The sequence below is a fragment of the Thalassotalea litorea genome (assembly GCF_005843925.1).
Classification (GTDB): domain Bacteria; phylum Pseudomonadota; class Gammaproteobacteria; order Enterobacterales; family Alteromonadaceae; genus Thalassotalea_A; species Thalassotalea_A litorea_A.
Genome location: NZ_VCBC01000003.1, coordinates 31,563 through 55,676, shown reverse-complemented (window position 1 = coordinate 55,676; position 24,114 = coordinate 31,563). Strand labels below are relative to the sequence as shown.

Sequence of the window (24,114 nt, the reverse complement as noted above, 5' to 3'; positions counted from 1 at the left end):
GAGTGAACCGTGATCACAATCGGGTGCTAAGGTTAAATGAATACCGCACGATGAATATCAGAAATTTTCACTAGAGTTGCTAGCATATAATTGATATGCTAATGATAATGATTCTCATTAACTAAAATAGATTGCCGACGATGAAAAAGATTATTCTAACTGTTACTTTACTGGCGAGTACATTTGGCGCGTTCGCAGAACAGGTCAATATTTACTCTTACCGCCAACCATTTCTTATCGAACCAATCCTGGAAAAATTCACTGAGAAAACCGGTATCAAAACCAATATCGTATTTGCCAAAAGTGGTTTGGTTGAGCGTTTACAGCGGGAAGGAAAGTTCAGTCCTGCAGATATCGTATTAACCTCTAACTTTGCATCGCTATTACAATTAGAAGACGCTGGATTAACTCAAAAAATCCAAAGTGACGAAATCAATCAAAATATCCCAGCCCAATTTCGTGATGACAATTGGGTTGCACTAACCAAACGTGCGCGTGCTATCTATAGTGCTAAAACCTTAGGCGATAAATCCGACATTAATTATGAAGATTTAGCGAGCGAAGATTATAACGGACAAATCTGTACCCGTAGCGGAAAGCATCCTTATAACCTGGGCCTGGTTTCTTCTATGATCGCCCATCACGGTGAAGCAAAAACTCTGGCTTGGTTAACAGGAGTGAAAGATAACCTAGCACGTCGTCCGCAAGGGAATGACAGAGCGCAGGTAAAAGCGATTAAAGAAGGACTGTGCACGATTTCTCTCGGCAACAGTTATTATCTGGGTAAAATGCTAACCGATGAAAATCAAAAAGTCTGGGCGGACGCAGTGAACATTAACTTCCCCAATCAAAACAATCGTGGTACGCACGTCAATGTTAGTGGCGTTGTGTTAACCAAATACAGTAAAAATCAGCAAAGCGCTCTTGCTCTGATAGAGTTTCTGACACAGGACACGGCGCAATCAATGTATGCCTCGGTAAACTATGAATATCCAGTGAAAGAAGGGGTAGAACTTTCTGATCTAGTTGCTTCCTGGGGTGAATTTAAAGTGGATGGCATCGCAATTCGTGAAGCAGCTAAATATCGAAGCGATGCATTACGCCTTCTTGATCAGGTAAAATTTGATTTATAATTCAGCACGTTGATTAAAAAATCAAAGGGATGGCAATCACGTCATCCTTTTTCTTTAGATCAAGCGAAATGCACAAGCTTTTATCGACACGGATCCCACATTTGTCATTAACCAAAGTCGTGAAACATCCCTGGCAAATCGGCAGTTTATTGATTGTCGCGATTATGCTCGCCCCGATTCTGGCTTTAATGCTGACGGCACTGGAAAGCTCTGAAGGCATTTTTGCGCAATTGGCTGACACGGTTTTAGTTACATATATCAGCAACTCTTTATTGATGTTGTTCGGTGTCTGCGCATTGAGTTTATTAATTGGTCTGCCGTTGGCCTGGCTTGTCGCCATGTGCCAGTTTCCTGGCAAACGTTTTTTTTCCTGGGCGCTGGTTCTGCCGCTGGCCATGCCAGCCTACATAGTCGCATATATTTACAGCGATTTTTTTGACTATGCCGGTCCAGTTCAAATTTGGCTACGCGACATATTTGGTTGGCAGCATGCCGATGAATACTGGTTTTTCGATATCCGATCGATTCCCGGTGCCTGTGTTGTTTTGGCTTTGGTGCTTTACCCCTATGTTTACCTGTTTTTACGCAGCGCGTTTTCGCAAAATAATCTGGGGCAAATACAGGCAAGCAGACTTTTAGGGGATAGCCCCTGGCAGAGCTTTTGGCGCATCAGTGTGCCACAAACCCGGGGAATTATTGTTGCATCACTTGCTTTAGTGGGCATGGAAACTTTAGCGGATTTTGCCACCATGCATTACTTTGCCATTAATACTATGACAACTGCGGTATATGACACCTGGCTTGGTTACTACAGCCTGCCTGCTGCCGCAAAACTGTCGATATTAATGTTAGCCATGATTTTTTTGTTACTTGCCATTGAAAAGCGACAACGGATCAATAAACAAAATTATGCGCACAATGATAACTTTAACACTCGCGAAATGTACCATTTAACGGGTTGGCGAGCAGGTTTAGCAACGGGGTTTGCAACCCTTGTCATATTCGCCGGATTTATTCTGCCAATGTTGGTGTTGTGTGGATTTATTGTGGATTATCATGATCAAGTTTGGAATCAGGATTTTATCACGTATGGTAGTAAGAGCCTGATAATCGCACTCCTTGCTGCAACTTGCTGTGTATTTATCGCAATGGTTATAAATTTCGGCTTGAGGCAATCACAGCAAAACACCAGCCTAAATCAACATTGGACACAACAGTTCCCGGGACAATTCGCGAGCATGGGGTACGCCTTGCCCGGTACGGTATTGGCAATTGGCGTTATCATTCCAATGACATCGATAGAACTTTGGAGTAACGAGATTCTCGAGCAATGGTTTGGCTGGCAACCGGGGTTATTTTTAACCGGTACAACCTTTGCCATTATCTTTGCCTACGTAGTGCGTTTTTGTGCCATCCCGATAGGTTCTGTTCAAGAAAGTATGCACAAAATCTCGCCCCATTTAGATCAGGCAAGTCGCTCCATGGGCAGAGGATTTACGAGCACCGCGTTTAGAATTCACGTGCCACTATTAAAGCGTATTTTATTAACGAGTGGTTTGTTGGTATTTATCGAGTCGATGAAAGAATTGCCCGCGGCATTGCTGTTACGCCCATTTGGCTTTGAAACCCTCGCGACGTATGTCTATCAATACGTCAGTGATGAGCAATTGGAACAAGCATCACTGGCAGCGTTAAGTATCGTCATTTTGGGCTTAGTTCCTCTACTCATCGTCAATCGCATGTCACAACAATCGGTGCGACACGCAAAATCTACCAACAATGAACGGGCATCACCGACAAATGATGTTGCCGCACAGTAACGGAGTCGGCCATGGTATTAGCCATTCATCAACTGCAAGTTAGCTATCAGCAACAATCCGTTCTACAAGGTGTCGATCTGAATGTTCGCGAAAGCGAAATCGTCTGCTTACTCGGTGCCAGCGGCTGTGGAAAAACGACATTGTTAAAAGCCATCGCTGGATTAGTCTCGACCGATAGTGGTGACATTGTCATTAATCAGCAATGTGTCAATTCCGACAATCGTCAAATCGCCCCAGAGCAGCGTAATCTTGGCATGCTTTTCCAGGAATATGCGTTGTTTCCGCACCTCAATGTTGGTGAGAATATTGCCTATGGTCTGCGCAAGCTCTCTAAAGATGCGCGCAAAGAACGGGTACTTAAAATGCTAACATTGGTGCAATTACCGGACATCATCGACAAGTATCCACATCAGTTATCCGGAGGCCAGCAACAACGAGTCGCACTGGCAAGAGCATTGGCTTATCAACCGAACATGCTGCTGTTAGACGAACCGTTTTCCAATATCGACAGCAAAGTGAAATTTGAATTAATCCGGCAAATCCGTGACATTATTAAACGTTCTGGTGTTGCCGCGATTTTTGTCTCACACAGTAAGGATGAAGCCTTTGCTTTTGCCGATACGATTGCCTTGATGGACAATGGTAAAATTCAGCAAACGGGCTCACCAAAAACCTTATATCAAAAACCCAACTCTCCTTTTGTGGCTCGATTTATGGGGTCACTCAATGAAATTCAACTCTGTCATCTGGGCAAAGAAAACCGGATATGGTTGCAACAGGCATTGCACCTGGTTAAAGCCGTTGACCAAAATGCTTGTTACACGACTCTAATGATTCGCCCTGAAAATCTTTCGCGAACGCAAACGAGTGAGACTCTACACTCCAAGAGCCATTCATGTGATCTCGATAAACTATGGATTCAGGGCAAGGTAGAGTCGACAACATTTTACGGTAAGCAAATTACCGTAAACGTACGTTGTCACCAGCAACTTGTGTCATTTTATTTGGATAGCAAGCAGAGGATTTCGGTCGGTGAGGAAATCACATTGTATTTTTCATCGGAAAACTTACTGTTAGCAAACCACAAAAATTCCGAGTGAATGAAATTACCATTCCGAAGTAAACATCTCAAACGCATATTGTATCAACCCTTGGCCATAATCCGCCGGTGTTTTTATGATTGATTTACTTTGATTGGCTGGCTTGGCCGGTGCAATCTCATCACGGCACGATTCCGAGCTAATTTTACTAGAAAAATTGACATCAATAGGCACATGATTGACAAAAGTCACTCAATTACGCCCTCGGTTAAGTGATCAAACCAAGACTCTATTTACTGTTTCTACTTTTGTACTAAGCTGATATCTAATAGAGGCTTACGTGGAACAGACCATGAAATTTAAATACAGCTTAATTTTTGCCAGCATCTTAAGCTCAGTTGTCCCCAGTTCATTCGCATCTTCCTCTCAATCATCGCAAACCGATAAAGACTATTCACTCCCCGCAACATCTGAAATGCCTAACCGTGTATTCTGGGGGGATACTCACGTTCATACCGGTTTGTCCCTCGATGCCGGCTTATTTGGCAATACGGTAGGGTTAGATGAAGCCTATCGGTTTGCCAAAGGGGAAAAAATCACCTCTTCCACCGGCTTACCGGTGCGGCTCGCTCGCCCTTTAGATTGGATGATCATTACCGATCACACCGATTTAATGGGGATTGCCGATGACATTAAAAATGGCAGCGACAATATACTGGCGGTTGATAAAGGCCGTGAATATCATGAAGCCTTTAAAAAAGGCGGCCAAGAAGCCGGTAAAGCGGCGTTTGATTTGATTCAGAATTTTTCTCAGATGACTCTGCCCAAAGAGTTTGTTGAAGATTACAGCCCCGGCTCTGATGTATTTAATGGTGTCTGGAAGGAAATTGTTGAGGCGGCAGATAAACACAATGAGCCGGGTTTGTTTACCGCGTTTATTGGTTATGAGTGGACCTCAGTACCGAAAGGTTTTAATCTGCATCGCAACGTAATTTTCCGCGATAACGCCGATAAAGCTCTGCAGGTGGTGCCCGCCACCACACAGGCCCCGAGTGGTGATACCAATCCTAAATCCCTTTACAAATGGCTGGAAGATTATCAAAACAAAACCGGCGGTAAGGCCTTTGCCTTTGCTCATAACGGCAACTTATCGAATGGCTGGATGTTCCCAACCACGGATACCTACCACGGCGGCAAGGTTGATAAAAGCTACGTTACTGAGCGTGCAAAATGGGAACCCCATTACGAAATCACGCAAATAAAAGGCGATGGGGAAGCACATCCTCATTTATCTCCAGATGATGAATTTGCCGATTATGAAAATTGGGATGTCGGTAACCTGGATTTATCCGAGCTGAAAAAGCCGGAAATGCTCAAAGGCGAATATGGTCGGGAAGCATTAAAGCAGGGTTTATTGCTGGAACAACAACTGGGCGTCAACCCATATAAGTTCGGCGTCGGTGGTGCCACCGACACCCACACGTCTTTGGCGACAGCCGATGAGGATAATTTTTTTGGTAAGTCGGTGAGTGTTGAACCCAGTCCGGATCGCATCGCGCACCCATTCATTGAAAATGAGATGGGTGCCATCGAAGGATACAAAATTGTCGCCTCAGGTTATACCGGTGTTTGGGCTCACGAAAATACCAGAGAATCCATTTATGACGCAATTGAGCGCAAAGAAACCTATGCAACGACGGGACCAAGGATGACGGTGCGATTCTTTGGTGGTTGGCAATATTCAAAAGACGATGTTCATGGCAGTAATGCAGCGGCGATTGGCTATGACAAAGGCGTGCCAATGGGCTCAGACCTGCCTGACGGCGATGGTGCAAAGGCGCCAAGCTTTATGGTTTCAGCAATGAAGGACCCATTGAGTGGCAACCTCGACCGGGTGCAGATAATCAAAGGCTGGCTTGATGAAGACGGCAAGGTCCATGAACGCATTTACGATGTCGCGGTATCCGATGATCGTGAAATCGATGCTGACGGTCGCTGTAAAGATCCAGTGGGCAACACCGTCGACATTGAAACCGCTACCTGGAGCAACAGTATTGGCGATGCTCAGCTATCGGCCGTATGGACAGATCCAGATTTTGATGCCGATGAATCAGCCTTCTATTATGTTCGGGTATTGGAAATTCCAACGCCACGCTGGGTCTTGTATGACAAAGTTAGATTAGGTGCTGACGTCCCTGAGGAAGCAGAGCTTGTCGGTCAGGAACGAGCTTATACGTCACCAATTTGGTATTCACCAAAATAAGTTGACCAAGTTCACAATTATTCGTTAATACACAATATGGTCGGCTTACAAGCCGACCAAGGTTAAGAAACACTATGCTCACCAAAATAATAAAAGAGCCATTAACCCATTTCTTTTTGCTCGCGGCCCTTATTGTATTGGTTGCCAAAGAAGAACCACAGGTTGGCCCTCAACATATTCTCGTTTCTGCAGGGCGAATCGACCAATTAAGCAATGATTTTGCTCGCCGCAACGAGCGCCAGCCCACCCAGGAAGAGCTGGAGATTGCCGTTGAAAGCTTTGCCTTAAATCAGGTGTACCTGCACCAAGCGAGAAAGTTAGGATTAAATATAAACGATCGTGTTATTGATCGTCGCCTACGACAGAAAATGGAATATCTGCTCGATGAAATGGCGATCTTATCGACGCCTGACGAACAACAACTATCCCTTTTCTATCATCAGAATATTGAACGTTATCAAACCAGTGCGACAATTAGTTTTGCCCAGGTTTACATATCCAATGACCGACCCGAAGCCGAATTTACCCAGCTACTTGCCACCCAGCAAAGCCGAATAAAGCAAGGGCAAATTCCAACCGGAGATCATATTTTATTACCTGAAAACTACCAGGATGCCCCACTCGATTATATTGGCAAAGAATTTGGTCTGTATTTTTCTCAACAGCTCGCTAAACTTCCTTTAGAACAATGGCATGGACCTATCACTTCCAGTTACGGTCAGCACTTTGTGCGGCTTGTGCAACGTCAACCCAAAGCCCCTATCCCACTGGCAAATATCAAACGTAAGGTTATCTTGGATTGGCAATATCAGCAGGCACAGATATTCAAACAATCCTATGAACAAACCATGTTACAAGAATACGAGATTGAAGTACGCTGGCCTCAAAGCCAGGGAGAAACGCCTTGAGGCTCCTATCGCCTGGCAAGCTATTGCTGTTATTTATAATTAGCCTTAGCGGCAGCTTTATGGCCATAGCTGATGATTTTCGCCCCGCATCGCTAACCATTGCCTGGCAAACAGAAGACACATATCAGGTCACATTAAAAGTACCGGTAAAGCAACAACGAATGCCGCTATTCACGGTGATTTTTGATAAAGATACCGAACAAATTAGTCAACCGGCGCAACGGGTTCAAGGTGCGTCACATATACAGGTCTGGCAAATTTCCCGTCCTCAGGGGCTCGCTGGGTTATCGCTAATGGTCGATGGTTTACGAGGTTCAAATTACGATGTTATTCTGCGCTTTATTAGCCCCTCTGGCGCGTTACACAGCGGTATTCTTAATACCGAAACCATCCACTATCAGGTGCCTGACACATTAGATCCCTCAGCAATCGCCGTTGCCGGAAATTACCTTATTCTCGGATTTGAACACATTCTTATTGGCCTCGATCATTTACTGTTCGTTTTGGCGCTAATTTTAATGATTAAAAGTGTTCGCAATTTGATCTGGACCATCACATTTTTCACCCTGGCTCACAGCCTGACTTTAGCTGCCGTTACCCTGAACTGGTTTAGTTTGCCCGCTCGAGCTGTGGAAGCAATTATTGCTTTGTCGATTGTTTTTCTGGCCCGGGAAATGGTATTCATTCATCGCAATAAACCCAGTATTACTGCCCAGTATCCCTGGCTGGTCTCATTAAGTTTTGGTTTACTGCATGGCATGGGCTTTGCTGGCGCACTGGCGCAAATTGGCATTCCGGAAAATGAAGTCGTACTTGCCTTGTTGGCATTTAATATTGGTGTCGAATTTGGTCAGCTATTTTTTATTGGAGTCGTGCTGACTGCGCTGTATTTTATTCGAAAAATGCCAAATGCCCTGTTAGCTTCGGGAAAAATGATCCCTGCTTATACCATAGGTACTGTCGCGAGCATTTGGCTGATTCAGCGCTTAGTTATTCTGTAAGCGGAGATGAAACCTCAAAACTTAATTGATAACTGTGGCCTTGCTGCGACTGAATAATTTCGAGAATCCCACGAATGCCAACTAATTCGCCATGACCTGAGCCGTCAACGATTTGGATATTCAATTGTTGGGAATCGGGGGACATCAGGCCTTGATGTAATAATGTAAAGCCACCCGACTTGCCATGCAAAGTACCAGTAAACTCTTCGATTGCCGCATATGCGGCATGGCCATCCTCAGTCCGTTTACTGATCATTTGCCCAATACCCGAGCCACAGAGATCGCCGCGGTACTTCTTATTGATAACAATGCGCCCAACCGGGGCCACATCATCGGTTTGTGGATCCATGGTGATATCGAAATTCCCCGTAGCTTTCATAAATGCCCCTAAATGCGTTAAAAATTCTCTGTTGAACTGTCAATTTACCGTTATCAAGGTTTATCAAGTCGACCTTAATAACCTCAATAGAGTTTACATAATTATTGTTAATGAGTGACATATCAAGATGAATTTAAAGTATTTTAGCCCCATAATGAAAGAATATAATTTGATTTAGGAATGAGTCGATGACCTCAAAATCAAACTGGGAAGATATTCTTTTACTAGACAAGCAACTGAGTGATGAAGAACGAATGATCCGTGATATGGCTCATGATTTTTGTCAACAACAATTACAACCAGGCATTTTAATGGCCAATCGTCATGAAAACTTCGATGCCAATATTATGCGCCAATTTGGTGAACTTGGATTGTTGGGTGCGACGATTGATGGCTATGGATGCCCTGGGGTTTCTTATGTGTCTTATGGCTTGGTTGCCAGAGAAGTCGAGCGGGTTGATTCTGGTTACCGTAGCGCCATGAGTGTGCAGTCATCACTGGTCATGCACCCGATATACACCTGGGGCAGTGAAGCACAAAAACAAAAATACCTGCCTAAATTAGCGACCGGTGAATGGATCGGCTGTTTTGGTCTGACCGAGCCCGATGCAGGTTCTGATCCTGCGGGTATGAAAACCCGAGCCAAAAAAGTACCGGGAGGCTATCAACTGTCCGGCAGCAAGATGTGGATCACTAACTCACCAATTGCCGATGTCTTTGTGGTTTGGGCGAAAAGCGCGGCACACGACAACCAAATATGCGGATTTGTTTTAGAAAAGGGTATGTCCGGCTTATCAGCCCCAAAAATTGAAGGCAAGATGAGCTTAAAGGCCTCCATTACTGGTGAAATTGTCATGGACAATGTATTTGTTCCCGAAGACAACATGTTTCCGGATGTACGCGGATTACGCGGCCCATTTAGCTGTTTGAATATGGCCAGATACGGCATTTCCTGGGGTGCTATGGGCGCGGCGGAAGATTGCTGGCATCGAGCGCGTCAGTATGGCTTGGATCGCCAGCAGTTTAACAAACCGCTAGCGCAAACTCAGTTATTCCAGAAAAAACTCGCGGATATGCAAACCGAGATCACATTGGGTTTACAGGCGTCTTTGCGGGTTGGTCGTTTGATTGATGATAAAGATTTCGATCCGACGATGATATCTCTGGTAAAGCGTAATAACTGTGGCAAAGCTTTAGAAATAGCCCGCATGTCCCGCGATATGCACGGAGGCAATGGTATTGCTGACGAATTCCATGTGATTCGCCATATGATCAATCTGGAAACGGTGAATACCTACGAAGGCACTCACGATATCCACGCCTTGATTCTCGGGCGTGCACAAACTGGCTTACAGGCGTTCTTTTGATGCTCTGATAACATGGTTGTGGGGCTATGGGTTTACCAAGCCCCTAAAAACAACAACGCCAAAAACAGCAACCCCAAAAATCAATAAGCCGTGAACAAACGTATCAATCGCAATACCCAAGTTCAGTATTAAACCTTCCATAATCCCTGTTGACACACCTGCAAATTGCCGAGCGACCTGAAGGGGTAATGTCGCGAGCCAAAACAGGCAACTAAACCTAACGACCAATCACACCAATACATTGCATGAAGGAGTGCGGATTAATTGTGCCAATAAATTGCTCTGACCCACAACTTGTATATACAACAAAGATCGTCTATGATCCTCAGCCTCACAAGATGTATATACAAGTGAATTCTCTTCAGATTTTTCTCTATGCTATATAATTCATGTGACGATGGCTTCAACGATATTGTCAGAAAAGGTACAACGCTGTTATGACCACACCAAAATTTACTCAAATTAAAGATCATATCCGTGGTCAAATTGAATCTGGTGTATTGCCTGAACTGGCGCGGGTGGCTTCAGAAAATGAGCTGGCGGATCAGTTTCAGGTTTCAAGAATGACGGCCCGCCGGGCATTGCAGGAGCTCACTGAAGAAGGTGTACTTAGCCGGGCTAAAGGTGCCGGTACCTTTGTCGCCAGCTTCAAATCCCAGTCATCGGTGTTGCAAATCCGCAGCATCAAAGATGAAATTAATGAAAATGGTGGGGATTATTCTGCGCAACTGTTGCAACTAACATCCCTTGAAGCCAGTGAAGAAATCGCCAAAAACCTGCAAATAGCGATCGGCAGCAATGTGTTTCAATCGCTAATTTTACACAAAAATAATGGCCTACCGGTGCAACTGGAACAACGCTTTGTTGATGCGGATTTATTGCCGGAATATGGGGAACAAGATTTCCATCGAATAACTCCCCATGAATATCTGTCAAAGGTTGCGCCTCTGACCGAGGCTAGTCAGGAAATTTCAGCGGTCGTTGCCAACAATGAAATTTGTGAGTACTTGCAGACTTCAGAACACAACGCCTGCCTACAAATCAAACGCCGCACCTGGTCTCGAGCCGGAGTGGTTTCATTCGCAATTTTAACCTCACCAGGGGATCGTTATCGTCTAGGTGGGCATTCTGTTTTTAATTAAGGAGTAGGAGAGATCATGTCTTCAGACCCTCGTCTCGACAAATCACGTGTTATTCGTGCCGATCGCGGTAGCGAAATCACCGCAAAAAGCTGGCTGACCGAAGCGGCCAAACGTATGTTAATGAACAACCTGGATCCGGAAGTTGCTGAGCACCCGCAGTCTTTGGTTGTATACGGCGGAATTGGCCGTGCAGCTCGTAACTGGGAATGTTACGACAAGATTATCGAAGTTTTAAATCGCCTTGAAGATGACGAATCTCTATTGGTGCAATCGGGTAAACCCGTAGGTGTTTTTAAAACCCATAAAGATGCTCCGCGCGTGTTGATTGCCAACTCTAACTTAGTACCAACCTGGGGTAACTGGGAGCATTTTAACGAGTTAGATAAAAAAGGCTTGATGATGTACGGTCAGATGACCGCAGGCTCATGGATTTACATTGGCTCACAAGGTATTGTTCAAGGTACTTACGAGACCTTTGCAGCCATGGCAAATAAACACTTTAATGGTGACGCCAAAGGTAAGTGGGTGCTTACTGGTGGATTGGGCGGCATGGGTGGTGCACAACCACTAGCTGCAACCATGGCAGGATTTTGTGCGTTAGTGGTGGAATGTGACGAAACCCGAATCGATTTTCGTTTAAAAACCCGTTACGTAGATAAAAAAGCCACCACGCTTGATGAAGCATTGAGCATGATTGATGAAGCTATCAGTGATGGCCAGGCTATCTCAGTGGGTCTTTTAGGTAATGCCGCAGACGTATTTCCAGAATTAGTAAAACGCGGTATCACCCCAGATGTGGTAACCGATCAAACCTCAGCACATGATCCGTTAAATGGATACCTGCCGCAGGGTTGGACCATGGAATATGCTGCCGAAATGCGAGCAAAAGACGAAGCAGCAGTGGTAAAAGCGGCGAAGCAATCGATGGCCGTTCAGGTACAGGCAATGCTGGATCTGCAAACTGCAGGCGCTGCAACCACAGATTACGGTAACAATATCCGTCAAATGGCATTAGAAGAAGGTGTGAAAAACGCCTTTGATTTCCCGGGTTTTGTTCCCGCTTACATTCGCCCATTATTCTGCGAAGGTATTGGACCATTTCGTTGGGTCGCGCTTTCTGGCGATCCTGAAGATATCTACAAAACCGACGCTAAAGTGAAAGAGCTTATTCCTGATAATCCAAATCTGCATAATTGGTTAGATATGGCCAGAGAGCGTATCGCATTTCAGGGTCTTCCAGCCCGAATTTGTTGGGTTGGCCTCAAAGATCGTGCCCGCCTTGCGTTAGCATTTAATGAAATGGTCAAAAGTGGTGAGTTAAAAGCGCCCGTTGTGATTGGTCGAGATCACTTAGATTCCGGCTCAGTCGCCTCGCCAAATCGTGAAACAGAAAGCATGTTAGACGGTTCCGATGCGGTTTCCGACTGGCCACTATTGAATGCCTTGCTATCCACTTCAGGGGGTGCAACCTGGGTTAGCTTACACCATGGTGGTGGGGTTGGTATGGGCTTTAGCCAGCACGCCGGCGTAGTTATCGTTGCCGATGGTACCGATGAAGCCAAAGCTCGCTTAGCTCGCGTACTGTGGAATGATCCTGCCACCGGAGTGATGCGGCATGCTGATGCTGGCTATGATATCGCCATCAACTGTGCAAATGAGCAAGGTCTCGATTTGCCAATGATCACTAACAAATAAGGAAGCCTGTGATGTCTGAATTAAATATTGTTTCCGGTGAGTTATCTTTGGCGGATTTAAGAAAAGTAAGCCGTGAGGCAGTTAAAATCTCCTTAGATCCAGGCTGTTTTGATGCGATCAATAAAAGTGCGGAAGCCGTACAAAAGGTGATTCGTGAAGACAAAGTCGTTTATGGTATTAATACCGGTTTTGGTTTATTGGCCAATACCCGCATCAAAACAGAAGAGTTGGAATTATTACAACGTTCGATTGTTCTGAGCCATGCGGCCGGCTATGGCGAGCCAATGGATGAAGCGACGGTGCGCCTGATGATGGTGCTTAAGATAAACTCCTTGTCCCGCGGATATTCTGGTATTCGTTTATCGGTAATCGAAGCGTTGATCAACTTGATAAATGCTCAAGTGTATCCTTACGTGCCGAAACAGGGCAGTGTTGGTGCGTCGGGTGATCTGGCACCATTGTCCCATATGGTATTACCTTTATTGGGCGAAGGTGAAGTGATCCACAAGGGCCAGATAATCAGTGCCGCGAAAGGTTTAAAAATTGCGGGCATGACACCAGTAACCCTTGCTGCTAAAGAAGGTCTGGCACTATTAAATGGTACCCAGGCGTCAACTGCTTTCTCCTTAGAAGGTCTGTTTAGAGCTGAAGATCTATTTGCGTCCAGCACTATGGTTGGGGCGATGAGCGTTGAAGCGGCAATGGGATCGCGTTCGCCATTTGATCACCGCGTTCATGCAATTCGGGGGCAACAGGGTCAAATCGATGCCGCCGCCGCCTATCGACACATGCTAAATGACAGCTCTGAAATTGCGCAATCCCATATTGATTGCGAAAAAGTTCAGGATCCTTATTCATTGCGCTGTCAGCCTCAGGTTATGGGTGCTTGTTTAACCCAAATCCGTCAGGCAGCAGAAGTTTTGTTGGTTGAAGCCAATGGTGTTACCGACAATCCTTTAGTCTTCGCTGACGATGGTGATTTTATTTCCGGCGGTAACTTTCATGCGGAGCCGGTTGCTATGGCCGCCGATAATCTGGCACTTGCCATTAGCGAAATCGGTGCATTATCGGAACGTCGCATGGCATTGCTTATCGATGCAAGTCTGAGTAAGTTACCGGCATTTTTAGTTGATAATGGCGGTGTTAATTCTGGTTTTATGATTGCACAGGTAACCTCTGCAGCATTAGCGTCTGAAAATAAAACCTTAGCGCATCCGGCGTCTGTTGACAGTATGCCAACATCGGCGAATCAGGAAGATCACGTATCCATGGCTGCCTTTGCCGGTCGCCGTTTAGCGGATATGGCGAATAACACCTTAGGTGTTATTGCGGTAGAATATCTTGCCGCCGCTCAAGGTCTGGATTTTCGGACGCCACTTAAGGGCTCTGAAAATGTCGAAAAGGCCAAAGCAGCCCTGCGTGCGAATGTCACTTTTTACGACAAAGATCGCTACTTTGCACCGGATATTGAAGCTGCGAGTCAGTTATTGGCAAGTGCATTTGCCCACGATTTAATGCCAACCAATACCCTACCTAGCGTGTAAAGGTTGCATAAGCATCCATTTCCAAAGCCCGGTTTCTTCCGGGCTTTTTTTGGGACAACACCAACCAAAGCCTCTCCATGCAAACCCATTTTTTCCTTCTCAAGCTGTTTACTCAACCGCAAATAATTTAGGCAATTAAAATGTTCGATTGACTGAGTTTAAATGATTAAAGTTCGAAAATGCAGGCGTCCTGAGCCCCAAATCGATAGGATGTTTTAAAGCGGCTTAATGCGAATTGGTCAGATACTTAATCATTTGCACAGAATCAAGATTAGTACCATTTTGCGTAATAAATTTGCCTTGCCCGGCATCGATAAACCCAAGCCGGTGGTAAAAATTTACTGCATTTAATGGCGAGTCCAGAGTCAGAAAATCGATCCCGTTTTGCATCATCGCACTTTCTCCATGGAAAATCAGCGGGGTTTTAAGTTACTATCAAGAAAATTTCCCCGACTTAAGGACATAGGACTGTGCACTACTTCGCTTATGGCTCAAACATGTCGATTGCGCGTTTAACCGCGCGGGTGCCAAGTGCAACGCCTATTGGCATCTATAGTCTGGCTCAACACGACCTACGCTTTCACAAATCCAGCCATGATGGTTCCGGCAAGTGTGATGCCTATTTCACCGCGAATCCAGACGATGTCGTACACGGTGTGGTATTTACAATCGATCCAGAGCAAAAGCCGGATTTGGATGCCATTGAAGGTGTAGGTAAAGGTTATGAGATTAAAGCGGTACAGGTGAGCACGAATAAAGGCGAGTCGATCGCCGCATTTAGCTATTATGCAACGGATATCGATGCGTCATTATCGCCTTATTGTTGGTACTTAAATCACGTATTGATTGGCGCGAAACAAGCAAGCTTACCAGCAAGCTATATTGACTCAAAAATAGCCTCAATCGTTGCAATTAAGGACCCTGATTCAAACAGACATATACGGGAACAGAAAATCCATAAATCCACGTAAGCTCGTACGCTAATACAGGAAAACGCTCTCAAAAGAGAGCGTTAGTACGGATAAAAAGTGACGTTAAACCACTTCAAATAGATATAAAGTCACCATGGAAACGGTATTGTTGAGCATATGGATAAAAATTGGCACATAGATATTGCCGGTTTTTAACCGCGAGTATCCGAGTAATAGCGCGAGAGAAAAGACCATGGTCAATTCAACGGCGTTGTACTGACCATGAATAAAGGTAAACACTAACGATGTTATCAGCAACGTTCCCCACTTCCCGATGGCAGTATGCTCAAGCCGTCCAAACATAAAGCCGCGAAATAAAATTTCTTCGAAGATGGGCGCAACTATGCAAATGGCCAAAAATAAAAGCCAGACATTGTCGGTGGTCGCTTTCAATCCAACCATAAATTCCGGGGTTTCGATCTCCAATGTGGCATTAACCCCCCACCAAACGCAAATAAAACCCGCGGTAATCAGACCCCAGCTAAGTAGTTGCTTGGGCGCTATCGAAGGTTGCAACCCTAGCAGTCTGTTTTTGTCGGTCACCGGAGTCGTGGACGTGGCATAAAACACAAATGGCAGTGTCACAATTGCCATGCCAATCCCCAATAAAGCGGTAACATCACCGTCCATAAACCAGGAATTCATATCTTCCACTTTTAGCACCGCGCCGGCATAAATGCTGACAGCTATCGACAATATTAACGTGGGAATATAGAGCAATGCCATCCAACCCATGGTAGTAAAGATATATTTATGTTCCGTTAAATGCTCTGCATATTCTAAGGAGGGCGTTTGGTTCGCCTCGCTTTGTTCATTTTCCATTTTCGACTCAGGTAAATCCTTCATTAGTTTATCGTTCATTAAGTTTCATCCTTGAATAAATATTTCCAGTTTCAGTATAAACAATGTCATAGGCATTTGTTTAGCAATTGTTTTATATGAATATTTAATACCGATAAGCAACAAAATGAAACGCCAGAACAGGAAACCTCGCAGACACTTGCATGACATAATATGTCGCATTTTAAATTAACCCCTGCTATAGTGGTTTACATTCCGATCACATATCAGAGCTTAAATCCGCTATAAATCTCGGCGGTTTCGCCGAAATTAGTACGCAAAAGGAGGTATGCATTATGGAGAATAACGTCGCGATCTGGGGAGGCCTGGGGATCTTAATGATGTTGCTGGAAATAATAATTCCCGGCGGGATCATCATCTTTCTCGGTATCTCTGCTGTTGTAGTTGCGCTCACCCTGCAACTTGGTTTGATTGACCATTGGGTACACGCATTCACATGTTGGTTTATTTTATCTTTGCTGCTATTACTGCTATTTCGAAATATTACGCAAAAAATGGTTGGCGGCGATACTCGTATCGATAATACCGATGAAGAACTCGATATGTTCGGTGCCGAAGTGGAAGTCGTAGAGACCATAGGCCCTGGCAATCGTAAAGGCCGAGTCACGTTTCAGGGTTCTAGTTGGACCGCGCTCGGCGATGGTAGCGAAATAAAACCAGGCGAAGCCGCGAAAGTAATCTGCCGAGAAAACATTTCTCTGGTCGTTGAACGAGTGGAATATTAATAATTTATAAAATACCAATCGCGATAGGAAACTGGTCAACGGATAAGGTTCGTCTTGGCTTTAATTAAAGGCTTTATCATTACTGGCCCGTGTTATTTCGTCATCGGTATAAAACAAGGAGTATATAGTGTTAGCGATTTTTACCTTTACCCTGTTAGCGGTGTTGTTTGTGCTTTTCAAACTCATCCTAATCGTTGAAATGCGCGAAGTTTGCGTCATTGAGCGCCTCGGAAAATTTCGAGCCGTAATGCAACCGGGTCTGCATTTTTTGATCCCATTTTTTGACCGTGTTGCCTATCGTCACGAAACCCGTGAACAGGTTCTCGATATTCCGGCGCAAAGTTGTATTTCGAAAGATAATATTCAAATTGATGTCGATGGCTTGGTTTACATTAAAGTGATGGACGGTGCGAAAGCCAGTTATGGTATCGAAGACTATCGTCGCGCCAGTGTTAATTTGGCACAAACAACCATGCGCTCTGAAATCGGAAAGCTTAATTTAAGCCAGACATTCAGTGAGCGTGACACATTAAATGAAACCATCGTCCGGGAAATCGATAAAGCGTCCGACCCTTGGGGCATCAAAGTACTTCGTTATGAAGTGCGTAATATCACGCCTTCCATAAACGTGATTCACACTCTGGAAAAGCAGATGGAAGCGGAGCGTAAAAAACGCGCGGAAATCACCCTGGCTAATGCCGAGCGTGATTCGGTTATCAACCTTTCGGAAGGTCAACGCCAGCATGCGATTAATTTGTCTGAAGGTGACAAACAAAAGCAGATTAACGAAGCTGAAGGTCGGGCTCAGGAGATTGAAATAATTGCCGATGCTACCGCTAATGGTATGGGCTTAATTGCTCAGGCAGCTAAGCAGCCCTGTGGTGATGAAGCCATCAAAATGCGACTTATGCAGGCCTTTATCCAACAAACTGGCGATATCATCAATGAAGCCGATGTTTCTATCATGCCAACAGAGATCGCCCGACTTGAGGGGTTTTTCAAAGGCATGGATAACGTCACCGCGAACGTGCAAGGAGGTAAATAATGGATATTCAAAATATTGCACCTATGGATGGTCTGGTAATGATTATCTGGGGCGTTTTATTCCTGATATTGATCGTGAAATTCTTCCAGTCGATTCGCCTGGTACCGACAAAGTCCGCATATATTGTTGAGCGTTTAGGTAAATATCACTGTACCTTGGAGGCAGGATTTCATGCCTTATTACCTTTTATCGACCGCGTTGCCTACATTCAGGATCTCAAAGAAGAGACCATTGACGTTCCACCTCAGGAGTGTTTTTCCAAGGATGAAGTCAATGTCGAAGTTGATGGTGTCATTTATATCTCAGTCGTTGATCCGGTAAAAGCGAGTTACGGTATCACCGATTATCGTTTTGCGGCGATGCAATTGGCACAAACCACGACGCGCTCAGTGATTGGTACATTAGAGCTAGACAGAACCTTTGAAGAGCGAGACTTGATTAGCGCAAAAGTGGTTGAGGTTTTAGATGCCGCAGGAGACACATGGGGAATTCGGGTACACCGTTATGAAATCAAAAATCTGTCACCACCACAAACGGTTAAAAATGCCATGGAAATGCAGGTCAATGCCGAGCGTGAGCGCCGGGCGATCCTTGCCAAAAGCGAAGGTGACAAGCAAAGTTTGATCAATCGTTCCGAAGGTATTAAGCGCGAAACTATCAATGTCTCGGAAGGTGAAAAGCAGCGTCGAATCAATGCTGCCGAAGGTAAAGCTGCGGAAATCCTGGCGCTTGCAAGGGCGACTAGTGAATCGATCTCTAAGGTGGCGCTGGTTATTAATCAGGAAGGCGGTCAACAGGCGCTGGAGATGCAATTAAGTGAGCAATATCTTGCCCAGTTTAAAGGCTTAAGCAAAGCTAATAACAAAGTGATATTACCGGCAAACTTAATGGATTATCAGCAATGGATGGACTCCATTGGCCTAAATAGTATTGGTAAGGACACAAAGCCAAGCTAGCCGAAGGCCGTAAGTCAAAATAAAAAAGCGCCCAAAGGCGCTTTTTTATTACTTTGATCAATACTGCAATAAGTACATCTTAATCTAATTCAGCCGTCGTTAATCTTGCAGATAGAAACTGCCACGAATCCGTTTCAAAGTGAGACTTAGATAAATAATGACGGGCACCATCATCGGTCGTGAGTACGACACCTAATGGCGTTTTTTGGTGATGCTTAATTTGCGGCCATTGGTACACGAGAGTATGCTTCCCCCCTTGCCAGCGAATTTCTTGCTCTGACATTTCAATCTCAATTTCATGGCCATAGTTGCGTGCCAGCATCTGCCTGGTCACCCACCATCCACGAGCATAAATTTGGCTGAGGATTTCGATAACCGAAAGGATAATAAAGAACGCACCCAAGTGTTTGCTTAAGCCCTGAACCTCTACTTGAAGAATAAATCCGGCAATGAGTAACAAGATAAAGGCCTTACCATAGGTTTGTAAAAATGATTTTTTCACTTCAATGCGTGATTGGTCAAAGCACTCCCTAAGGTAGGATTTGTCCAAATCAAACGTGATGGTAAACTTTTCAGTGGTTGCCATAATCTGTTACTGCACCGGAACGATTTTCTTAATACCCTGACCATCAATACCTATATAGATAAAACCATCTGGTGCCTGGAATACGTTACGAACACGACCGACATCCTTAAATAATTTTTCCTGGGACACGACTTTATCGCCATCGACAGTGACCAAGACTAAATAATTGAACTTCATTGAGCCGGCAAGCATTTTGCCCTGCCACTGGGGATATTTATCGGACGTCACAAAAGTTAAACCCGATGGCGCTAATGATGGAGTCCAATGCAACGCAGGCTGTTCCATCCCCTCTTTTTCGGTTAAATCTGTAAATGATGTGCCGCTGTAATTTACACCATAACTGATCACTGGCCATCCATAATTGAGACCCTTTTGAATGATGTTGATTTCATCACCCCCTTTCGGCCCATGTTCCGTTGCCCAGATATTACCGGTAGCAGGATCCATTGCTAACCCCTGAGGGTTACGATGGCCATAGCTGTATATCGCAGGTTTGGCCTCTTTATCCCCGACAAACGGGTTGTCCGCAGGAATTTCACCGTCAGATTTTAGGCGATAGATTTTACCACTGTCGAGTGCAGTATCCTGTGGGTTGTCGTCACGCATCCCCCGATCACCAATCGAAAAAAACAAATCGCCATTTTTGTCGAAAGCGATGCGGCTACCGTAGTGCTGACGTTTTTCGCTATCCCCCTGGGCTTTGTACAGTTGCTGCTTTTCGACAAGCTCCATGTCTTGCAACTTCGCACGCATCAATGCGGTATTACTGCCCTCTCCCTCTTCGGTGGAATAGGTGAAATATATCCAGCCATTATTGGCGTAATCCGGATCAACGGCGATATCCAGTAGACCACCTTGACCGTGATCGTGAATATCCGGCAACCCGGAAATGGTTTCTTCAAGAAGTTTGCCATCGCGAATCACTTTAATTTCGCCTTCGCGCTCAGTTACCAGTAAATCACCGTTAGGCAACTGGGTCATCCCCCAGGGGATATCAATACCATCGGTAAGTAATGTTGCTTCAAAGCCAGCTTGCAACTTTGAGTCTGCAATCTCAGGACCTGAATCGGCAACCGCCGAGGTGCTGATCGCAGGGCCTGCCAGCAGTGCGGCAGTGATAATTTTAAAACCGAATTTATTTAACATAAGATCCTACTTAATATCCTGTTTGTATTGATGAAACCGCAAATAAACGGCAATTATTGTTTGCGGCGACATAGCATTAATTGTAAACGATGGGCTGACCAGATCACCAGTGTTGCCAGCGCCGCAACGCTAATGTGAACGATAATTGTCTTAAATGTCAGGTTTTGCTGCAATAAAAGTTTAGCCCCAGAGCTGGAAATCAAAAATAGATCAATCAGGCTGACGTGTAGCCAAAGAATAAAAAGTACCATTATCCAGCGGAGTTTATTCGTCCTTTGCATCATAATCTTTAACCCTGTTCGTTGCCAGGTTGCAGCCAGGCCATGACGTCCCGGTATTGAAATGGGTAATTCTGTCTTAACAGCACATTCGGCTCAACCCGCTTACCTTGTTGTTCAACTTGTTCGGAAAATTCAGGACAATCACCATTGACTACCCGGTGTGCCGCTTGATAAAACTCGCGTCTGCTTGGATGCGCTGGTGCCACCGCATTTATAATGTCTGCGGTTAAGGTTGCACAATTTTCGATCATAAAACCAATGATACCAATGACATCCGCTTGATGAATAAAATTTATCACTGAATCCGGGTTTGGGATCACGCGTCCTGCCCGGAAAAATTTACCCGGGTGACGGTTTGGACCAATTAAGCCCCCTAAGCGAATCACCTGAGATAACGGGATTGAACTCCTTAACACCTGCTGTTCCGCCTGAGCCAAAATTTTAGTTTTCTCAGTCGTCAGATTTAATTCGCTGGTTTCATCCACTGCCGCGGCTAAACCATTGTAAACGGCGGTAGAGCTGCACAGGATAAATTGTTTCACCTGGCTTTTAACGCTACTCGCATCTTTAACTAACTGAGCAATGATATTCGGATAATCGGTTTGGCCATGGCGAATACGGGGGGGAATACAAACCACCACAACATCGCTGGCAAAAACCCGAGATTTACGGCTTTGAGCATTCATCAGGCCATCGACTGGATCATTAGCGCAATTGTTTTCAGGTTTGACCTGATAACAAACAGCGGTCAAGCCTTTGCCAGCGAGTACCTTGACGTTCTCGTCACTGGTTGCGGTTACCAGGACATCGGCACCATTGGCTTTGAGATGCTGCGCCAGCGGTAACCCAAGCCACCCCGCACCAATAATAGTAATCGATTTATTTTTCATGATTCGCTCTTCTCACTGCAAATAAGCCCGTATATGTGGCGCATAAGCTGTCACCATCGAACACTTCAACACTGACATTAAATCGTGTCTTACCTTTTTCCTGATAATGACTAAAATCGCCTTGGTTTAGCGAAGTTTTGGTACGGCCAACGCCATAGCCATGGAGTGGTTGGTGATATCGTATGTTGGCATCAGCGAGGACGATATCCCCTTGCAATTTGTGCTGTTGCAGTTGCATATAAACCCAGCCCCAACCGGTTAACGTTGCCAGAGAATAAATACTGCCTGCGAACATCGTTTGATGAAGGTTAACATTGGCACTGCGATCGGCGCTGACAACAAACACTTGTTGATCATAAAAGCATGGTATGAATTTAAACGCCTGGGTGATCGGAATGGTTTGCTGCCACAGGCTGGACAGTGTTTGCAGTGAACTTTGATAGCCCGTTTGGCCCGTTAATGACTTTTCTGAAGTTAAGGACTTTGTCATCGCAAAATGCTTCACCTGACCATACAGGGTATGCGCTTCACCGATTAATTGATAGTCACAGGCGAGATAAAAGTCCAACGCCACTTCACGGGCATTTAACAGGATCGTCGCGACACCGTCCTTTATCGCTTGTTGCTCCAATGCCTGCAGCATAAGTTTACCCAGGCCTTTGCCTTGGTAGGCTGGATCTACGGCCATAAAACGAATCTGGCCTTGATCCTGAGCCGATTTATGTAATCGCCCTACTGCGGCAACTCGACCATCAGAATCAACAATCATACGATGTGTGCTTTGCCGCTCCAGTTCATCGGTTTCTGAACCTTTGGGTTGCTGCCAGGGCTCCCTGAGTAGTCGATATCGTAATTGGTGATAAGCGGTTAACTGAGTCTCGGTTATGGGCTGCAGTAATGTAAAGCCTTTCGGAAGTTCTATCATCAATGTCGCCCCTTACATTTCCAGCATAAAGGTAACGGGGCCATCATTGAGCAACGCGACCTTCATGTCTGCCGCAAACTGGCCAGTTGAGACGGGGATCCCTGTATTCGCAATATGCTCGGCCAACTGTAAATACAGAGAATGACCAAGGGATGGTTCTGCGCTGCGGCTAAAACTGGGCCGTAATCCTTTATTCGTGTCAGCCGCTAGGGTGAATTGCGAGACTACCAGCACCTCGCCACCAATTTGCGATACATTGAGGTTCATTTTCCCATCGGCATCACTAAACATACGGTATTTACTGATTTTTTCAGCCATGCGCTTTACGGTTTGTGGTGTGTCACCATCTTCAATGGCGACCAGCACCAAAATGCCCGCGTTAATTTCACCAATCAGGGTATCGTCGACACGGACATTGGCATGACTTACTCGTTGCAATAATGCTTTCATTGTCTATCTAATTATCTAACGGTTTGTTTGTTCTTCTATGAAAGCTGCCATCTTATCAGATGCCTGACAGAAGGCATTAATTATTCCCACTTCAAAGCCACTATGGCCAGCATCCGGAATGATGTTTAACGTCGCATTTTGCCATCGTTGCTGCAATTGGTGGGCGCGTTGCAACTGACAGACCATATCATAGCGGCCATGAATAATAACCGCAGGAATATGGCTGATAGTATCGATATGATTGAGTAAATAGTCCGCTTCAAGAAAGCAATGATGATTAAAGTAATGGTTTTCAATGTGCGCCATCGCAACCGCACTATGAACTTGCTCAGGGGTTTCAATGACGTGTAGGCTTGCGTGTAACGTCGAAATTCGTTGCTCCCATAAACTCCAGGCTTTGGCCGCCTGGAATTTTACCAGCTCATTGTCGCTATCCAGTAGTTGCTGATACGCCTTTACCGGCTCTTGTTGGATATGTGGCTGCAAAGGGATGAGAAAATCTTGATAATAATCCGGGAAGATTGCGGCTGCGCCTTGATGCGAATATAACCACTGAACTTCGGCGGGAGTACCGAGAAATATTCCTCTTAAAATAAAACCAAGTACGTTTTCAACATGCTTGATACCATAAGCTATAGCAAGGGTTGTTCCCCAGGAGCCACCGGCAACTAACCATTGATTGATCGCCAGCAGCTGACGGATCTCTTCAATGTCTTCGATTAAATCCCAGGTCGTATTATTGTGGATGCTCGCATGGGGCGTAGAACGTCCACAGCCGCGTTGATCAAAAATAATAATACGATACTTTTCTGGGTCAAAATAACGTCGATGATCAGCACTACTGCCAGCACCAGGGCCACCATGTAAATATAACACCGGGATGCCTTGCGGATTGCCACTTTGCTCGACATATATTTGATGATCGCCGACATCGAGCATCTGTTGATCGTAAGGCGTAATGTTTGGGTGTAGCGGCCGCAGCATGA

General features: G+C 45.2%; 24 protein-coding genes. 14 read left to right on the top strand and 10 right to left on the bottom strand.

The features are described from left to right. The first annotated feature begins 140 nt into the window (after nucleotides 1-140). From FE810_RS02230 to FE810_RS02205, 6 genes are all read left to right on the top strand, one after another. Nucleotides 141-1,133, top strand: a complete 993-nt coding sequence (locus tag FE810_RS02230; protein ID WP_138318405.1) for an extracellular solute-binding protein — start codon at nucleotides 141-143, stop codon at nucleotides 1,131-1,133. A 164-nt stretch (nucleotides 1,134-1,297) separates the two neighbouring features. Continuing rightward, nucleotides 1,298-2,953, top strand: coding sequence for an ABC transporter permease (locus tag FE810_RS02225; RefSeq protein WP_246036884.1), 1,656 nt, complete (start codon nucleotides 1,298-1,300; stop codon nucleotides 2,951-2,953). Between the two features lie 11 nt (nucleotides 2,954-2,964). Then, nucleotides 2,965-4,053 carry an ABC transporter ATP-binding protein gene (locus tag FE810_RS02220; protein ID WP_138318403.1) on the top strand — a complete coding sequence of 363 codons (1,089 nt, stop codon included), beginning with the start codon at nucleotides 2,965-2,967 and terminating at the stop codon, nucleotides 4,051-4,053. A 292-nt stretch (nucleotides 4,054-4,345) separates the two neighbouring features. Beyond that, nucleotides 4,346-6,256, top strand: coding sequence for a DUF3604 domain-containing protein (locus tag FE810_RS02215; RefSeq protein ID WP_138318402.1), 1,911 nt, complete (start codon nucleotides 4,346-4,348; stop codon nucleotides 6,254-6,256). A 74-nt stretch (nucleotides 6,257-6,330) separates the two neighbouring features. Continuing rightward, entirely contained in the window at nucleotides 6,331-7,164 is an 834-nt protein-coding gene (locus FE810_RS02210) for a peptidylprolyl isomerase (protein WP_138318401.1), read from the top strand. A gap of 59 nt (nucleotides 7,165-7,223) precedes the next feature. After that, nucleotides 7,224-8,165 (top strand): HupE/UreJ family protein, encoded by a 942-nt coding sequence (locus tag FE810_RS02205; protein WP_138318400.1) that lies wholly within the window; start codon nucleotides 7,224-7,226, stop codon nucleotides 8,163-8,165. On the opposite strand, the gene FE810_RS02200 is transcribed toward FE810_RS02205, so the two are convergent. Continuing rightward, nucleotides 8,155-8,544: a DUF3224 domain-containing protein gene (locus FE810_RS02200; RefSeq protein WP_138318399.1), complete on the bottom strand. Its 390-nt coding sequence runs from the start codon at nucleotides 8,542-8,544 to the stop codon at nucleotides 8,155-8,157. The two genes, FE810_RS02205 and FE810_RS02200, sit on opposite strands and share 11 nt — an antisense overlap. A 188-nt stretch (nucleotides 8,545-8,732) precedes the next feature. Between FE810_RS02200 and FE810_RS02195 the strand changes: the two genes are divergently transcribed. The 4 genes from FE810_RS02195 to hutH all read left to right on the top strand — a co-directional run bounded on the left by FE810_RS02195 (nucleotide 8,733) and on the right by hutH (nucleotide 14,292). Further along, a complete protein-coding gene (locus FE810_RS02195; protein ID WP_138318398.1) occupies nucleotides 8,733-9,911 on the top strand; it encodes an acyl-CoA dehydrogenase in 1,179 nt (392 codons plus the stop codon). Nucleotides 9,912-10,348: 437 nt separating this feature from the next. Then, on the top strand, nucleotides 10,349-11,053 hold the full coding sequence (gene hutC / locus FE810_RS02190) for a histidine utilization transcriptional repressor HutC (RefSeq protein WP_138318397.1): 705 nt from the start codon (nucleotides 10,349-10,351) through the stop codon (nucleotides 11,051-11,053). A 15-nt stretch (nucleotides 11,054-11,068) separates the two neighbouring features. Then, complete coding sequence (gene hutU, locus FE810_RS02185; protein WP_138318396.1) at nucleotides 11,069-12,748, top strand: urocanate hydratase; 1,680 nt, start codon at nucleotides 11,069-11,071, stop codon at nucleotides 12,746-12,748. Between the two features lie 11 nt (nucleotides 12,749-12,759). Further along, on the top strand, nucleotides 12,760-14,292 hold the full coding sequence (hutH, locus tag FE810_RS02180) for a histidine ammonia-lyase (protein WP_138318395.1): 1,533 nt from the start codon (nucleotides 12,760-12,762) through the stop codon (nucleotides 14,290-14,292). Between the two features lie 225 nt (nucleotides 14,293-14,517). On the opposite strand, the gene FE810_RS02175 is transcribed toward hutH, so the two are convergent. Continuing rightward, nucleotides 14,518-14,685, bottom strand: a complete 168-nt coding sequence (locus tag FE810_RS02175) for a GNAT family N-acetyltransferase (RefSeq protein WP_138318394.1) — start codon at nucleotides 14,683-14,685, stop codon at nucleotides 14,518-14,520. 77 nt (nucleotides 14,686-14,762) lie between these two features. On the opposite strand from FE810_RS02175, the gene FE810_RS02170 reads away from it, so the two are divergent. Beyond that, a complete protein-coding gene (locus tag FE810_RS02170) occupies nucleotides 14,763-15,263 on the top strand; it encodes a gamma-glutamylcyclotransferase family protein (RefSeq protein WP_138318393.1) in 501 nt (166 codons plus the stop codon). Nucleotides 15,264-15,326: 63 nt separating this feature from the next. On the opposite strand, the gene FE810_RS02165 is transcribed toward FE810_RS02170, so the two are convergent. Next, entirely contained in the window at nucleotides 15,327-16,124 is a 798-nt protein-coding gene (locus FE810_RS02165) for a CPBP family intramembrane glutamic endopeptidase (RefSeq protein ID WP_138318392.1), read from the bottom strand. Nucleotides 16,125-16,399: 275 nt separating this feature from the next. On the opposite strand from FE810_RS02165, the gene FE810_RS02160 reads away from it, so the two are divergent. The 3 genes from FE810_RS02160 to FE810_RS02150 all read left to right on the top strand — a co-directional run bounded on the left by FE810_RS02160 (nucleotide 16,400) and on the right by FE810_RS02150 (nucleotide 18,850). After that, nucleotides 16,400-16,849 carry an NfeD family protein gene (locus tag FE810_RS02160; RefSeq protein WP_138318391.1) on the top strand — a complete coding sequence of 150 codons (450 nt, stop codon included), beginning with the start codon at nucleotides 16,400-16,402 and terminating at the stop codon, nucleotides 16,847-16,849. Nucleotides 16,850-16,976: 127 nt separating this feature from the next. After that, the gene (locus FE810_RS02155) at nucleotides 16,977-17,894 is read left to right on the top strand and encodes an SPFH domain-containing protein (protein ID WP_246036858.1); all 918 of its coding nucleotides are present in this window, start codon (nucleotides 16,977-16,979) and stop codon (nucleotides 17,892-17,894) included. Beyond that, nucleotides 17,894-18,850: an SPFH domain-containing protein gene (locus tag FE810_RS02150; RefSeq protein WP_171022210.1), complete on the top strand. Its 957-nt coding sequence runs from the start codon at nucleotides 17,894-17,896 to the stop codon at nucleotides 18,848-18,850. Before FE810_RS02155 ends, FE810_RS02150 begins: the two co-directional genes overlap by 1 nt. A gap of 79 nt (nucleotides 18,851-18,929) precedes the next feature. Here FE810_RS02150 and FE810_RS02145 read toward each other — a convergent pair whose 3' ends face one another. The 7 genes from FE810_RS02145 to pip are packed head-to-tail and all read right to left on the bottom strand — an operon-like array spanning nucleotide 18,930 to nucleotide 24,112. Further along, nucleotides 18,930-19,436: a hypothetical protein gene (locus tag FE810_RS02145; protein ID WP_138318390.1), complete on the bottom strand. Its 507-nt coding sequence runs from the start codon at nucleotides 19,434-19,436 to the stop codon at nucleotides 18,930-18,932. A gap of 6 nt (nucleotides 19,437-19,442) precedes the next feature. Then, nucleotides 19,443-20,582, bottom strand: a complete 1,140-nt coding sequence (locus tag FE810_RS02140) for a PQQ-dependent sugar dehydrogenase (protein ID WP_138318389.1) — start codon at nucleotides 20,580-20,582, stop codon at nucleotides 19,443-19,445. A gap of 53 nt (nucleotides 20,583-20,635) precedes the next feature. Further along, the gene (locus tag FE810_RS02135) at nucleotides 20,636-20,866 is read right to left on the bottom strand and encodes a hypothetical protein (RefSeq protein WP_138318388.1); all 231 of its coding nucleotides are present in this window, start codon (nucleotides 20,864-20,866) and stop codon (nucleotides 20,636-20,638) included. 5 nt (nucleotides 20,867-20,871) lie between these two features. After that, on the bottom strand, nucleotides 20,872-21,753 hold the full coding sequence (locus FE810_RS02130; protein ID WP_138318387.1) for a Rossmann-fold NAD(P)-binding domain-containing protein: 882 nt from the start codon (nucleotides 21,751-21,753) through the stop codon (nucleotides 20,872-20,874). Further along, nucleotides 21,743-22,678, bottom strand: coding sequence for a bifunctional GNAT family N-acetyltransferase/hotdog fold thioesterase (locus FE810_RS02125; protein WP_138318386.1), 936 nt, complete (start codon nucleotides 22,676-22,678; stop codon nucleotides 21,743-21,745). The genes FE810_RS02130 and FE810_RS02125 overlap by 11 nt, the downstream gene beginning before the upstream one ends. A 12-nt stretch (nucleotides 22,679-22,690) precedes the next feature. Beyond that, the gene (dtd, locus tag FE810_RS02120) at nucleotides 22,691-23,128 is read right to left on the bottom strand and encodes a D-aminoacyl-tRNA deacylase (protein ID WP_138318385.1); all 438 of its coding nucleotides are present in this window, start codon (nucleotides 23,126-23,128) and stop codon (nucleotides 22,691-22,693) included. A 15-nt stretch (nucleotides 23,129-23,143) separates the two neighbouring features. Next, the gene (pip, locus tag FE810_RS02115) at nucleotides 23,144-24,112 is read right to left on the bottom strand and encodes a prolyl aminopeptidase (RefSeq protein WP_246036857.1); all 969 of its coding nucleotides are present in this window, start codon (nucleotides 24,110-24,112) and stop codon (nucleotides 23,144-23,146) included. Nucleotides 24,113-24,114: the final 2 nt, after the last annotated feature.

What these genes read in the sequence shown, in the direction of transcription:
- FE810_RS02165 (WP_138318392.1), bottom strand. Translation starts at nt 16,124, where the DNA reads ATGAACGATAAACTAATGAAGGATTTACCTGAGTCGAAAATGGAAAAT.
- FE810_RS02200 (WP_138318399.1), bottom strand. Translation starts at nt 8,544, where the DNA reads ATGAAAGCTACGGGGAATTTCGATATCACCATGGATCCACAAACCGAT.
- FE810_RS02160 (WP_138318391.1), top strand. Translation starts at nt 16,400, where the DNA reads ATGGAGAATAACGTCGCGATCTGGGGAGGCCTGGGGATCTTAATGATG.
- FE810_RS02230 (WP_138318405.1), top strand. Translation starts at nt 141, where the DNA reads ATGAAAAAGATTATTCTAACTGTTACTTTACTGGCGAGTACATTTGGC.
- FE810_RS02210 (WP_138318401.1), top strand. Translation starts at nt 6,331, where the DNA reads ATGCTCACCAAAATAATAAAAGAGCCATTAACCCATTTCTTTTTGCTC.
- pip (WP_246036857.1), bottom strand. Translation starts at nt 24,112, where the DNA reads ATGCTGCGGCCGCTACACCCAAACATTACGCCTTACGATCAACAGATG.
- FE810_RS02195 (WP_138318398.1), top strand. Translation starts at nt 8,733, where the DNA reads ATGACCTCAAAATCAAACTGGGAAGATATTCTTTTACTAGACAAGCAA.
- hutC (WP_138318397.1), top strand. Translation starts at nt 10,349, where the DNA reads ATGACCACACCAAAATTTACTCAAATTAAAGATCATATCCGTGGTCAA.
- FE810_RS02150 (WP_171022210.1), top strand. Translation starts at nt 17,894, where the DNA reads ATGGATATTCAAAATATTGCACCTATGGATGGTCTGGTAATGATTATC.
- FE810_RS02125 (WP_138318386.1), bottom strand. Translation starts at nt 22,678, where the DNA reads ATGATAGAACTTCCGAAAGGCTTTACATTACTGCAGCCCATAACCGAG.
- FE810_RS02205 (WP_138318400.1), top strand. Translation starts at nt 7,224, where the DNA reads ATGGCCATAGCTGATGATTTTCGCCCCGCATCGCTAACCATTGCCTGG.
- hutU (WP_138318396.1), top strand. Translation starts at nt 11,069, where the DNA reads ATGTCTTCAGACCCTCGTCTCGACAAATCACGTGTTATTCGTGCCGAT.
- FE810_RS02225 (WP_246036884.1), top strand. Translation starts at nt 1,298, where the DNA reads ATGCTCGCCCCGATTCTGGCTTTAATGCTGACGGCACTGGAAAGCTCT.
- dtd (WP_138318385.1), bottom strand. Translation starts at nt 23,128, where the DNA reads ATGAAAGCATTATTGCAACGAGTAAGTCATGCCAATGTCCGTGTCGAC.
- FE810_RS02130 (WP_138318387.1), bottom strand. Translation starts at nt 21,753, where the DNA reads ATGAAAAATAAATCGATTACTATTATTGGTGCGGGGTGGCTTGGGTTA.
- FE810_RS02175 (WP_138318394.1), bottom strand. Translation starts at nt 14,685, where the DNA reads ATGATGCAAAACGGGATCGATTTTCTGACTCTGGACTCGCCATTAAAT.
- hutH (WP_138318395.1), top strand. Translation starts at nt 12,760, where the DNA reads ATGTCTGAATTAAATATTGTTTCCGGTGAGTTATCTTTGGCGGATTTA.
- FE810_RS02145 (WP_138318390.1), bottom strand. Translation starts at nt 19,436, where the DNA reads ATGGCAACCACTGAAAAGTTTACCATCACGTTTGATTTGGACAAATCC.
- FE810_RS02220 (WP_138318403.1), top strand. Translation starts at nt 2,965, where the DNA reads ATGGTATTAGCCATTCATCAACTGCAAGTTAGCTATCAGCAACAATCC.
- FE810_RS02215 (WP_138318402.1), top strand. Translation starts at nt 4,346, where the DNA reads ATGAAATTTAAATACAGCTTAATTTTTGCCAGCATCTTAAGCTCAGTT.
- FE810_RS02140 (WP_138318389.1), bottom strand. Translation starts at nt 20,582, where the DNA reads ATGTTAAATAAATTCGGTTTTAAAATTATCACTGCCGCACTGCTGGCA.
- FE810_RS02135 (WP_138318388.1), bottom strand. Translation starts at nt 20,866, where the DNA reads ATGATGCAAAGGACGAATAAACTCCGCTGGATAATGGTACTTTTTATT.